The 11,108-nt window shown below is 68.9% G+C and carries 13 protein-coding genes and 1 pseudogene; 9 read left to right on the top strand and 5 right to left on the bottom strand.

The annotated features are described in order from the left end of the window. Window positions 1–71 precede the first annotated feature (71 nt). A complete protein-coding gene (sucB, locus tag AAEX57_RS04655; RefSeq protein WP_342090911.1) occupies window positions 72–1,904 on the bottom strand; it encodes a 2-oxoglutarate dehydrogenase, E2 component, dihydrolipoamide succinyltransferase in 1,833 nt (610 codons plus the stop codon). An 82-nt stretch (window positions 1,905–1,986) separates the two neighbouring features. Beyond that, window positions 1,987–3,488 (bottom strand): annotated as a pseudogene (locus AAEX57_RS04650) (leucyl aminopeptidase). A gap of 145 nt (window positions 3,489–3,633) precedes the next feature. On the opposite strand from AAEX57_RS04650, the gene gcvT reads away from it, so the two are divergent. Further along, window positions 3,634–4,764 (top strand): glycine cleavage system aminomethyltransferase GcvT, encoded by a 1,131-nt coding sequence (gene gcvT, locus AAEX57_RS04645; protein WP_342090913.1) that lies wholly within the window; start codon window positions 3,634–3,636, stop codon window positions 4,762–4,764. Between the two features lie 50 nt (window positions 4,765–4,814). Here the strand turns inward: gcvT and AAEX57_RS04640 are convergent, their stop codons facing one another. From AAEX57_RS04640 to AAEX57_RS04630, 3 genes are read right to left on the bottom strand one after another with little or no spacing between them, the layout of a single operon-like run. Further along, window positions 4,815–5,111 carry a hypothetical protein gene (locus AAEX57_RS04640; RefSeq protein WP_342090914.1) on the bottom strand — a complete coding sequence of 99 codons (297 nt, stop codon included), beginning with the start codon at window positions 5,109–5,111 and terminating at the stop codon, window positions 4,815–4,817. Then, entirely contained in the window at window positions 5,108–5,326 is a 219-nt protein-coding gene (locus tag AAEX57_RS04635; RefSeq protein ID WP_342090915.1) for a hypothetical protein, read from the bottom strand. The genes AAEX57_RS04640 and AAEX57_RS04635 overlap by 4 nt, the downstream gene beginning before the upstream one ends. Before the next feature lie 8 nt (window positions 5,327–5,334). Continuing rightward, complete coding sequence (locus tag AAEX57_RS04630; RefSeq protein WP_342090916.1) at window positions 5,335–6,003, bottom strand: DUF3043 domain-containing protein; 669 nt, start codon at window positions 6,001–6,003, stop codon at window positions 5,335–5,337. Window positions 6,004–6,187: 184 nt separating this feature from the next. Between AAEX57_RS04630 and AAEX57_RS04625 the strand changes: the two genes are divergently transcribed. The 8 genes from AAEX57_RS04625 to AAEX57_RS04590 all read left to right on the top strand — a co-directional run bounded on the left by AAEX57_RS04625 (window position 6,188) and on the right by AAEX57_RS04590 (window position 11,105). Beyond that, window positions 6,188–7,414, top strand: coding sequence for an inorganic phosphate transporter (locus tag AAEX57_RS04625; RefSeq protein WP_342090917.1), 1,227 nt, complete (start codon window positions 6,188–6,190; stop codon window positions 7,412–7,414). 11 nt (window positions 7,415–7,425) lie between these two features. Then, the gene (locus tag AAEX57_RS04620; RefSeq protein ID WP_342090918.1) at window positions 7,426–7,716 is read left to right on the top strand and encodes a hypothetical protein; all 291 of its coding nucleotides are present in this window, start codon (window positions 7,426–7,428) and stop codon (window positions 7,714–7,716) included. A gap of 7 nt (window positions 7,717–7,723) precedes the next feature. After that, on the top strand, window positions 7,724–8,041 hold the full coding sequence (locus AAEX57_RS04615) for a DUF3349 domain-containing protein (protein WP_342090919.1): 318 nt from the start codon (window positions 7,724–7,726) through the stop codon (window positions 8,039–8,041). Beyond that, window positions 8,023–8,346 (top strand): DUF3349 domain-containing protein, encoded by a 324-nt coding sequence (locus AAEX57_RS04610; RefSeq protein ID WP_342090920.1) that lies wholly within the window; start codon window positions 8,023–8,025, stop codon window positions 8,344–8,346. The genes AAEX57_RS04615 and AAEX57_RS04610 overlap by 19 nt, the downstream gene beginning before the upstream one ends. A gap of 154 nt (window positions 8,347–8,500) precedes the next feature. Then, window positions 8,501–9,352 (top strand): PspA/IM30 family protein, encoded by an 852-nt coding sequence (locus AAEX57_RS04605; protein WP_342090921.1) that lies wholly within the window; start codon window positions 8,501–8,503, stop codon window positions 9,350–9,352. Next, window positions 9,349–9,636 carry a PspA-associated protein PspAA gene (pspAA, locus tag AAEX57_RS04600; protein ID WP_342090922.1) on the top strand — a complete coding sequence of 96 codons (288 nt, stop codon included), beginning with the start codon at window positions 9,349–9,351 and terminating at the stop codon, window positions 9,634–9,636. Before AAEX57_RS04605 ends, pspAA begins: the two co-directional genes overlap by 4 nt. Continuing rightward, a complete protein-coding gene (locus tag AAEX57_RS04595) occupies window positions 9,636–10,616 on the top strand; it encodes a glycerate kinase (RefSeq protein WP_342090923.1) in 981 nt (326 codons plus the stop codon). The genes pspAA and AAEX57_RS04595 overlap by 1 nt, the downstream gene beginning before the upstream one ends. Window positions 10,617–10,751: 135 nt before the next feature. Further along, the gene (locus tag AAEX57_RS04590) at window positions 10,752–11,105 is read left to right on the top strand and encodes a HesB/IscA family protein (protein WP_342090924.1); all 354 of its coding nucleotides are present in this window, start codon (window positions 10,752–10,754) and stop codon (window positions 11,103–11,105) included. The last annotated feature ends 3 nt before the right edge of the window (window positions 11,106–11,108 follow it).

Raw genomic sequence — 11,108 nt, 5'->3', positions numbered from 1 at the left:
GAGGGGGGGGGGGGCCGGGGGGGGGGGGGGGGGGGGCCCCCGCGGCTGGGCTCAGCGGTTCAACCGGTTGCTCAGTTGCCCAGCTCGCCGGCGAAGTCGCCCTCCTCCAGGCGCGCCTTGACGGCGGCCAGGAAGAGCGCCGCCTTGGCACCGTCGATCAGACGGTGGTCGTAGGTCAGCGAGAGGTACATCATGTCGCGCACCGCGATCACGTCGGAGCCGTCGACGTCCATCACCATCGGGCGCTTGACCAGCGCGCCGGTGCCGAGGATCGCCACCTGGGGCAGGTTGATGATCGGGGTGTCGAACAGGGTGCCGGCCGAGCCGTAGTTGGTGATGGTGAAGGTGCCACCGCCCAGCTCGTCCGGGGTGACCTTGTTCTCGCGGGTGCGGGAGGCCAGGTCGGCGATCTTCTTGGCGAGGCCGGCGATGTTCAGGTCGCCGGCGTCCTTGATCACCGGCACCAGCAGACCCTTGTCGGTGTCCACCGCGATGCCAATGTGCTCGGCGTCGTGGTAGGTGACCTCGTTCTCCTCGATCGTGGCGTTGACGAAGGGGAACTGCTTGAGGGCCTCGATGGTGGCCTTGGTGATGAAGGGCAGGTAGCTCAGGGAGGCACCCTCCCGCTTCTTGAAGTCCTCCTTGTGCTGCTTGCGCAGCTGGGAGATCTTCGTCAGGTCCACCTCGACGGTCGCGGTCAGCTGGGCCGAGGTCTGCAGGGACTCGGTCATTCGCTTCGCAATGGTCTGGCGCAGCCGGCTCATCTTCTCCGTGCTGCCACGCTTGCTGGAGTCCGCGCCCTTCGGGGCGGCCTTCGGCGCCGACGGCGCAGCGGCGGCGGGAGCGGCAGCCGGGCCCTCGGGAGCGGCCGGGGCCTTCTTGGCCTCGGCGGCGGCCAGCACGTCCTCCTTGCGGATCCGGCCACCGACGCCGGTGCCGGTGATCTCGTTCAGGTCCAGCCCATTGTCCGCGGCCAGCTTGCGCACCAGCGGCGTGACATAGGGGCCGGGCTCGCCCGAGGCAGTCGGGGTGGAACCGGGGGCGGCCGGAGCCGGGGCTGCGGGAGTAGCAGGGGCGGCCGGGGTCGGAGCCGGAGTGGCGGGGGCAGGAGCCGGGGCCTCGGCCACAGGCGGAGCCTCCTCGGCGGGTGCCTCTTCGGCGGGTGCTTCCTCGGCGGGTGCCTCCTCGGCCGGGGCGGCGGGCGCCTCGGCAGCGGGGGCTGCAGCAGCGGAGGCATCACCGACCACGGCCAGCACGGCGCCAACCTCGGCCACCTCGTCCTCCTTCACCCGGATCTCCAGCACGGTGCCGGCGACGGGGGAGGGGATCTCGGTGTCGACCTTGTCGGTGGAGACCTCCACCAGTGCCTCGTCGGCCTCGACGGTCTCGCCGACGGCCTTCAGCCAGCGGCTGATGGTGCCCTCGGTGACGGACTCGCCCAGGGCGGGCAGGGTGACCTCGGTGCCCTGCGCGGCGCCATCGGCGGGTGCGGCCGCGGCCACCCCGCCGGCCGGCGCCTCGACGGCGGACGGATCGGCGGGGGCGGCCTCGGTCTGGTTGGCCTCCTGCTGCGCCTCGACGCTGGCGTCGGCCGGCTGCTCGTTCTCGACGGGCTTCTCCGTGGACGGGGCAGCGGGGGCGGGAGCGGCGGCAGCGCCGGCCTCCGACTCCTCACCGATCACGGCCAGGACGGCGCCAACCTCGGCGACGTCATCCTCGGCAACGCGGATCTCCAAGACGACGCCGGCCGCGGGGGAGGGGATCTCGGTGTCGACCTTGTCGGTCGACACCTCGACGAGGGCCTCGTCGACCTCAACACGGTCTCCGACCGCCTTCAGCCAACGGGAGACGGTGCCTTCGGTGACGCTTTCACCAAGGGCGGGAAGAGTGACTTCGGTCGCCATGAGGTTGGGGCTCCTTTGCAAATCCATGGATTGTCCTCGCCAGCCTAGCCCTCAACCGGCGCCCAGCACAGTCAGTTCGCTCTCAGCTCTGCAGGCCGCGGGCAAGTTCCACCAGGGTCCGCACCGCGTGCCCGGTTCCGCCGACCGGCACGTAGTCATAGGCATTGTCGTCATTGAAGGCGGGGCCTGCGATGTCCAGGTGGGCCCAGGCCGTGTCCTGGCCGACGAAGTGCTGCAGGAAGGCCGCCGCGGTCAGCGCACCGCCCAGTCGGCCACCGCTGGACTTCACGTCGGCCACCTTGGATTCCAACCCCTTGCGCAGGTGCTCGGGGATCGGCAGTTGCCAGAACTCCTCGCCCGCGGTCTCCGCGGCATCCAGCACCAGATCCGCGGTGGCGTCGTCGGAGGTCATCAGACCGGCAATCCGGTTGCCCAGCGCCACCATGCACGCGCCGGTCAGGGTGGCCACGTCCACCACCAGATCCGGCTTGTCCGCCTGGGTGCGGGCCAGGGCGTCGGCCATCACCAACCGCCCCTCGGCGTCCGAATTGGCGTTCTCCACCGTGGTTCCGCCGTACATGGTGATCACGTCGCTCGGCCGGTAGGCCGCACCCGACGGCATGTTCTCCGCCAACGAGGCGTAACAGGTGACCCACACGCCCAGGCCGAGCTCGGCGATGGCCCGGGTGGCGGCCAGTACCGCCGCCGCACCGGACATGTCGCACTTCATGGTGTACATGCCGTCGGCGGTCTTCAGGTTCAGACCGCCGGTGTCAAAGGTGACGCCCTTGCCCACCAGCACCAGGTGGCTCTTGGCGCCGCGCGGCTTGTGCTCCAGACGGACCAGCCGCGGCGGACGCTGGGAACCGCCACCGACGGCCAGGATCCCGCCGAAGCCCTCCTTGGCCAGCTGCTTCTCGTCGAGCACCTCCACCTCGAGCTTGCTGCCCTTGACCAGCTCACGGACGTCGGCCGCGAAGCTCTCCGGGTAGAGCAGGTTGGCCGGGGTGTTGATCCAGTCCCGGGCCACCAGCACCGCCTGCGCGACGGCCTGCGCCTCGGCCACCATCTGCTTGGCCGGTGCGCCCGAGAGCGAGCTGACCACGGTGATCCGGGCCAGCTTCTGACGGGGTCCGGACCCCACCTTCACGAACTCGTAGCCACCCAGCAGGGCCCCCTCGATCGCGGCCCGGACCAGCTCCGCCTCGGCAGTGTTCAGGCTGATCGCGACGTGCAGCTCCCGCTCACCGGCCCGCCCGACGGCCTCGCGCAGGGCCGCGCCGGTGCTGCGCCGCACCTGCTCCGGGGTCAGCTCACCCGTGCCCACCCCGACGGCCAGCAGCTGCGCCCCGCAGCGGGGGAGCACGGCCACCGCGCCGGCATCGGGCTTGGCGCCCAGATCCACCGCCAGCTCCTGCAGCGAGCCGGGGGCCAACTTGTCCACATTGGCGGGCACGCCCATCAGCACCGGGGCCTCCGGGCTGCCGGTGACGCCGACCACCAAGTAGTCGGCAGCCTCCGGGGCGGCAGGCTGCACCTCGACGGCGGGCAGGGTCGCACCGGGGGTGAGTGGGCTGGGCACACGAGAGCTGGGCACTGTTCTGGGCCTTTCCGACGGCAATGGCGATGACCCGTTCAGGCTAGCCCAGCCCTCGGACACTTTTGTGGGCCACGGTCCGGTAGCTTGGCTCCCAGTACCGCTTCATTCCGCGACGACGAGGGAGTTTGGATGTCCGAGATGCTGCATTCACCGCTGCACGAACGCCATGAGCAGGCGGGGGCCAAGTTCGCCGAGTTCGGTGGCTGGCTGATGCCGCTGGAATACGCCGGCGGCGGCATCCTGGCCGAGCACCACGCGGTGCGCGACGGCGTGGGCATCTTCGACGTGTCCCACCTGGGCAAGGCCGTGGTGCGCGGGCATGGCGCCGTCGACTTCCTGAACCTGTGCCTGGCCAATGACCTGAACAAGATCGGCCCGGGGAAGGCGCAGTACACCATGCTGTGCAATGACACCGGCGGCGTCACCGATGACCTGATCGCCTATCTCAAGGGTGAGGATGAGGTCTTCCTGATCCCGAATGCGGCCAACACCACCCAGGTGGTGCAGATCATCGCCGACCGGGCCCACTCCGACCGGACCAACAGCGAGCTGGAGGACCTCGAGGTGGTCAACCAGCACGCCGACTTCGCCGTGCTGGCCGTCCAGGGACCCCGCTCGGAGGACGTGCTGACGGCCCTATCCCTGCCCACCAGCATGGACTACATGGCCTTCGAGGTGGTGCAGCGCGACGGCTGGAGCATGACCGTCTGCCGTACCGGCTACACCGGTGAGAAGGGCTACGAGCTGGTGGTGCCCACCGAGCAGGCCGTCGAGGTCTGGGACCAGGTGATCACCGCGGGTGAGCAGTACGGGATCCGCCCCTGTGGCCTGGGTGCCCGGGACACGCTGCGCACGGAGATGGGCTATGCCCTGCACGGCAATGACATCACGCCCGAGATCAACCCGGTGGAGGCCGGCCTGTCCTGGGCGATCGGCTGGAAGAAGACCGAACCCTTCATCGGGTCCGAGGTGCTGCGCGCCGTCAAGGCGGAGGGCCCGGCCCGACGGATGCGCGGTCTGCTGGCCCTGGGTCGGGGGATCCCGCGGCACGGGATGGCCGTCGTCGACGATGCGGGCCAGACCGTCGGCGAGGTGACCAGCGGCACCTTCAGCCCCACCCTGAAGCAGGGAATCGCGTTGGCTCTGGTGGATTCCCGCTTCGAGCTGGACGACGAGGTCGGCGTCCAGGTGCGCAACCGGGTGGAGAAGTTCCGGATCGTGAAGCCGCCCTTTGTCACCCCTGAGGTGCGCGAGGCCTGACCACGATCCCCGTGGTCAGCCCACGCTCACCAGCGTGGGAATGAGCGGCGTCAGCGGGCTTCGCGGCGGTACAGCGCCAGGCCGAAAAGCGCTACCGCCGCGCCCGTGGCCACCACCACCGGCTGGCTGATCCGAGCGGAGTGCAGACGTTCCTCATAGGTCTGCACCTGCTGGGTGCCCAGCCTGCTGAAGTCGTTCTTGTGGCAGACGTCGCCGGGCTGCATCTGCACCCCGCGGCAGGTGATCGACGGGTTGGCCACCGAGACGAGGCCATAGACCACCACCGCCAGCCCGGCGAGGGCCAGGGCAAGGTGTGCCCAGCGCCGCCACGGCTGGCGAGCGCTCACATGGCCTCCAGGGACATCGGACCGTAGACCAGTCGGTCCTCCTCGAAGAGGCTGACGCTGGCGACGCCAAGATCCGCGAGGTCCTCGTAGTACTCGGCCAGCCAGGCCTCGGCCTGGGCCTGGTCCTCGAAACGCTTGCCGACGCCGGCCCCCGTCAGGTCATCGCTCGACGCCTCGGCGCCAGGGGTGAGTTCGGCGGTCCACAGGTAGCTCATGGCTCTCCTCAGTAGCTCTCGCCGCGCTTGATCCGCGGCTCGGGGCGGCGCAGGCCCCGGATGGTCATCATGCGGTTGATCAGGTACATCATCAGGCCACGCTGCTTGGGCTGCAGGCCGCGTGCCAGTGCCAGCTTCTTGAAGGAGCGCCAGCGCAGGGTGATGTTGACCACCCAGAGGGCGAAGACCGCCATCATCAGCACGCTGGTGGCGGTCTGGACCGCATAGCTGCGGCCGAAACCCAGGCTGATGGCCATGATCACCAGCATCACGGGGATGGTGAACTCGGTGATGGTCAGCTGGGAGTCGACGTGGTCGCGCACCAGTCTGCGTTCCGGGAGGTTCTCGGCGGCGTCCAGATTGCGCAGTCGCTGTTCCCGTTCGGCCTGGCGCTGGGCCTTCTTGGCCTCCTTCGGGCTGAGCGTTGGATGCAGCCGGGCCATCCGGGCGGCCTCGGCCTCGGCGCGGGTGGGGGTGCGGGTGCCCTTCTTCTGTGGCTGGCGCTTGCCCGTCACGTCGGTCGTCTCTACGGCCTGCTGAGCGACGGTCTGCTCCCTGACGGCCTGCGCCGGCTCGGACTTCTGGGGACGGGGAACCGCGGTGGCCCCACCGCGCTTGCGTTTGCCCTGGGTCGTGTCTTCGGTTGTGCCCTGCTCATAGGGTCGGAACAGTCCCACGTCTCGTCCTCGTCGTTTCGGGTGGCAGGTCCTCGATGGCCATGCGTTCGCCCAATCCTACGGTGCCGCGGGGGAGTGGGATAAATCACCCCGTTGGCAAGTCGTCGCCGTGAAATGACTCTCTGGAAAGATTTCGTTCACTTGGTGGTTTGTTTTGCGTGGTATAAGCCGAGAAGATGCGGGGGTGAGCGTAGAACTAGTGCTATTGGGGCTGGTCGTCGTGACGGCCATCGCCTTCGACTTCACCAACGGATTCCATGACACCGGCAATGCGATGGCGACGTCCATCGCCACCGGCGCCCTCAAGCCCAAGACCGCCGTCACCCTGTCCGCCATCCTGAACCTGGTGGGTGCCTTCCTCTCGGTGGAGGTGGCGCTGACGGTCACGAATGCCGTGATCAAGATCCAGGACAAGACCGGCGCGCCCAAGACCGAGTACCTGGCCGACCAGGGGCACCTGCTGCTGATGATCGTCTTCTGTGGACTCGTCGGCGGCATCGCCTGGAACCTGCTCACCTGGCTGCTCGGCCTGCCGTCCAGCTCCTCGCACGCCCTGTTCGGTGGACTGGTTGGCTCCACCTTGGTCGCGCTGGGCGCCGGAGGTGTGAACTGGGCCGGCAATGGCAGCAAGATCGACGGTGTGCTGGGCAAGGTGATCCTGCCGGCCCTGGCTTCTCCGGTGATCGCGGCGATCGTCGCCACCTGCGGCACCTGGCTGGTCTACCGGATCACCGAAGGTGTCGCGGAGCGGTACAAGGAGACGGGATTCCGCTGGGGCCAGATCGGCACCGCGTCGCTGGTCAGCCTGGCGCACGGCACCAATGACGCACAGAAGACCATGGGCGTGATCACCCTGGCGCTGATCGCCTCGGGTCACTGGACCAGCACCTCCTCCATCCCCGGTTGGGTGAAGGTTGCCTGTGCGGTGGCGATCGCGTTGGGCACCTACCTGGGTGGCTGGCGGATCATTCGCACCCTGGGCAAGGGGCTGGTGGAGATCAGCTCTCCGCAGGGCATGGCTGCCGAGGCGTCGTCGGCCGCGGTCATCCTCACCTCCAGTCACCTGGGCTTCGCGCTGTCCACCACCCATGTGGCCACCGGCTCCATCCTGGGCACTGGCATCGGACGCAAGGGCGCCGAGGTGCGCTGGGGCGTGGCCCTGCGGATGGTCAGCGCCTGGTTGATCACCCTGCCGGCGGCCGCCGCCGTCGGTGCCGCCTGTTACTTCGTCGGCGATGCCCTGCCCGGCTACCTCGGTGTGCTCGCCGTCTTCGCGATCCTGGTCGGGCTGTCCGGATACTTCTTCGTCCACTCCCGCCGCAAGCCCGTCAGCGCCAACAATGTCAACGACGAGTGGGACGAGCAGTCCGCTTCGTCGTCCGCCATCACCCCGACGCCCGTCGCCCTCTGAGAGGCAAGGTCATGTTCCAGCTCTTCCTCACCGCCATCGCCCAGGTGCTGATCGTCGGTCTGCTGGTGGGTGCGGGCCTGCCCGCCCTGTTCTCCGTCGGCATCCGCGCCATGGCCTACGGTGCGGGCGGTGACGCCGAGATCAGCCACCAGGCCGGTCATCCGATCGGCAAGGTGATCGGTTACCTGTGCTTCGCCCTGGTGCTGGCCTGTATCGCCATGGGGATCGCGATCGTCGTTTCCTCCGGGCTGGGCTACAAGGTCTCCTTTGCCCACGTCTTCCCCACCTTCGTCAAGAAGTGAGCCGCCGATGCCCAACAACCCCCTCGACAAGATCCTTGGCTGGCTACGTGCCGGGTACCCACAGGGCGTCGACAAGTCCAACTACATTGCCCTGTTCGGCGTGCTGCACCGCTCGCTGACGCCCGAGGAGGTCGAATACCTGGTGCTGGAGTTGCACCGGGGCCAGGGTGGGATCGACAGCGCCATCCCGGAGGAGCGCGTCCGGGAGGCGATCCGCGAGACCGTCCACGAACAGCCGAGCCAGGCCGATGTCCTGCGGGTCCTGGAGCGTCTGGAATCCGCGGGCTGGCCCGGTGAGCAAGCCTCATGTCCGGTGGCGGACTGATGTTCGGCTACCTGGAGCGGGTGATCGGGTGGCTCAAGGCCGGCTACCCGCAGGGGATCCCCGATGGGGACTACATCCCCCTGGTGGCCGTGCTGCAACGTCGGCTCACCACCGAGGAGATCCAGGAACTCGGCCAGCAGCTCACCGCCCAAGGGCTGGTGCCGGCCAACCACATCGACGTCGGCACCGGCTACCTGGAGATGACCGACGAACTGCCCAGCGTCCAGGAGCTCGAACGGGTAACGCGCAGACTGCACGAGGCCGGGTGGTGGGTGGAGAACACCGACTGGCGAGATGTCGAGTGATTACGCTCTGCGGGCAGAACCCCTGATTGATCCCGGGTGTACGGCTGAAGACCAGCCCCAGGACCCGGGATCTGCTTGTGCTTGGCCCTAAGCTGGTGCTCGACTTGCTGTGCCGAGGCCTCGGCGCACCCCGAGCGGAAGGACCGAACAGCACATGGCTGGCATTTTCCAGAGGATCTCCACCATCTTCCACGCCAAGGCGGACAAGGCCCTGGATCGGGCGGAGGACCCTCGCGAAACCCTCGACTACTCCTACCAGCGTCAGCTCGACCTGCTGCAAAAGGTACGTCGCGGCGTCGCCGACGTCGCCACCAGCCGCAAGCGCGTCGAACTGCAGGCCTCCCAGCTCAATTCCGAGGTGGAGAAGCTCAACAACCAGGCCCAGCGTGCCCTCGAGCAGGGCCGCGAGGATCTGGCTCGCGAAGCCCTTACCCGCAAGTCCGGCCTGCAGCAGCAGCTCGGCGACCTGCAGGCCCAGCACGGTCAGCTGCAGGCCGAGGAGGAGAAGCTGGTGCGCGCCTCCACCCGGCTGCAGGCCAAGGTGGATGCCTTCCGCACCCGCAAGGAGACCATCAAGGCCACCTACTCCGCCGCCGAAGCGCAGACCCGGATCAACGAGGCCTTCAGCGGCATGTCGGAGGAGATGGGCGACGTCGGCCTGGCCGTCCAGCGGGCCGAGGACAAGACCCAGCAGATGCAGGCCCGCGCCGGTGCGATCGACGAGCTGCTCGCTTCCGGCGCGCTGGATGATCCGTCGGGCACCTACAAGGACGACATCACCCGCGAGCTCGACCAGCTGGCCTCCTCCAGCCAGGTGGAGGACGAGCTGGCCGCGCTGAAGGCCCGCGTGGGCGGGGAGATTGCCCCGGCCGGTCAGCCGGCCCCCGCGATCGAGGCCGGGTCTCCGGCCCAGCCCGCCGCACAGGCTCCCACCCAGCAAGCTCCCACCCAGCAGTCGGCCGCCCCGCAGCAGCCGTTCGGTCAGCAGGAAGGAAACCAGGCATGATCGTCCGAATCCTGGGCGAGGGCCAGTGGCGCCTCGACGAAGACCAGCTTGCCGCTCTGAACGAGATCGACGACCAGGTCCAGGCTGCCATCGAGGCCGGCGACGAGGTCGAGCTGCAGTCCGTGATCGGCCAGCTGCTCGACCAGATCCGCGCCGGTGAGCACCTGGGCGACGAGGAACTGGCCGAATCCGACCTGATCGTGCCCGATGCCAGCGCCACGCTGGACGAGGTCCGCGGAATGCTCGACGCCGCTGGCGGCAACGAGGGCTTCATTCCCAACTGATGCGCGTCCTGGTGGCCACCGGGGCCTTCGACAACCTGACATCCGCCCAGACCGGGGCCGCCATGGCCCGGGCCTGGGCGGATCTCGGTGCGCAGTGCGCCGTCGTGCCGATCGCCGAGGCCGGAAAGGGCTTCGGCCAGGCCTGGGCGGACCTGACCGCCGCCGAGCCGACACCCTGGGAGGTTGACGGGGCCCTTGTCGGCCCGGCCGGGGTGGCCGTGCGGGTGGACATCGACGGCAACCTCGAGTCGCAGGATCCCGGCAGCTCCGCCTGCGTCGGCGCCACCGTGCGGGCAGTGCTCTCCCGGGCCCGCGAGGAGGCTCGCCCGCTGCCCGAACTCTGGCTGGAGGTACCGGCATTCACCTGGGCCGACGGGGGAGCGGGCTTCTGGCAGACACTCGGGGACGAGCGGGCGCGACTGTCCGGCCTGCGAGTGCACCTGGTGGTGACCGCGGCCCAGACCGAACAGCAGCTGACCGGGTTGCGCGGCCTCACCGCCGCCACCATGCACGCCAGCGGGGCCCACCCGGGCGAGCTGCTGGCCGCGGACCAGGCCCTGGTGGACTGGTGCACGCAGCTGGGTGATCCCACTCTGGGGACGACGCCCGGCGCGGGTGCGGTCGGTGGCCTGGGGGCAGCGGTGCTGGCCCTGGGGGGCGACGTGGTCACCGGCCCTGCCGAGTGCGCTCGCCTGGCCGGCCTGGCCGACACCATGGCGCAGTGCGATCTGGTGGTGACCGGCTACGACGAGCTGGACTTCGGCTCCAAGGGGGGCGATCTGCTGCCGCTGGTGGCCGAACTGGCCGAAGCCGCGATGCGTCCGGCGATCGCCCTGGCCCGACGCAACTACATTTCCTCGCGCGAGACCCGCACCATGGGAATCGAGCAGGGTTATGCCCTGGCCCCGGCCGGTGGCTCCCTGGACGAGGCTGAGATCGCCGAGGCGGTCCGGCCCGTGGCACGAACTTGGAATTGGTGAAACCCCGGGTCTGGCCGGATTCCAGCGCTGAATTGTCCCGGAGTGTCCCTCGGGTATCGTGGAGGCATCCCGTCGGGAATAGGGCTCGGCCCACCGGCGTTGAGAACCTGAACTTTCCCTTCCAGGAGGACCCAGATGACCGACATCTCCATCCAGCCCACCACCGACGGCATCGTGCTGACCGATGTCGCCGCCACCAAGGTCAAGACGCTGCTGGAAGGCGAGGGTCGCGACGATCTGGCCCTGCGCGTCGCCGTGCAGCCCGGTGGCTGCTCCGGCCTGCGCTACCAGCTCTTCTTCGACGAGCGTCAGCTGGATGGCGACGTGGTGAAGACCTACGGCGGCGTCAATGTGGTCACCGACAGGATGAGCGCCCCCTACCTGTCCGGCGCGACGATCGACTTCGTCGACACCATCGAGAAGCAGGGCTTCACCATCGACAATCCCAATGCGCAGGGCTCCTGCGCTTGTGGGGACTCCTTCCACTGAGTT

Source organism: Luteococcus sp. H91, from assembly GCF_038433135.1.
Lineage (GTDB): Bacteria > Actinomycetota > Actinomycetes > Propionibacteriales > Propionibacteriaceae > Luteococcus.
Note: the sequence above shows the minus strand (reverse complement) of the source record. Positions and strands in the feature narration are given on the sequence as shown.

Bases quoted from the DNA above. Each gene is read 5' to 3' on its own strand.
- AAEX57_RS04620 (WP_342090918.1), top strand. From the start codon at position 7,426: ATGTTCCAGCTCTTCCTCACCGCCATCGCCCAGGTGCTGATCGTCGGT.
- AAEX57_RS04635 (WP_342090915.1), bottom strand. From the start codon at position 5,326: ATGAGCTACCTGTGGACCGCCGAACTCACCCCTGGCGCCGAGGCGTCG.
- AAEX57_RS04605 (WP_342090921.1), top strand. From the start codon at position 8,501: ATGGCTGGCATTTTCCAGAGGATCTCCACCATCTTCCACGCCAAGGCG.
- AAEX57_RS04610 (WP_342090920.1), top strand. From the start codon at position 8,023: ATGTCCGGTGGCGGACTGATGTTCGGCTACCTGGAGCGGGTGATCGGG.
- AAEX57_RS04595 (WP_342090923.1), top strand. From the start codon at position 9,636: ATGCGCGTCCTGGTGGCCACCGGGGCCTTCGACAACCTGACATCCGCC.
- gcvT (WP_342090913.1), top strand. From the start codon at position 3,634: ATGTCCGAGATGCTGCATTCACCGCTGCACGAACGCCATGAGCAGGCG.
- AAEX57_RS04615 (WP_342090919.1), top strand. From the start codon at position 7,724: ATGCCCAACAACCCCCTCGACAAGATCCTTGGCTGGCTACGTGCCGGG.
- AAEX57_RS04590 (WP_342090924.1), top strand. From the start codon at position 10,752: ATGACCGACATCTCCATCCAGCCCACCACCGACGGCATCGTGCTGACC.
- pspAA (WP_342090922.1), top strand. From the start codon at position 9,349: ATGATCGTCCGAATCCTGGGCGAGGGCCAGTGGCGCCTCGACGAAGAC.
- sucB (WP_342090911.1), bottom strand. From the start codon at position 1,904: ATGGCGACCGAAGTCACTCTTCCCGCCCTTGGTGAAAGCGTCACCGAA.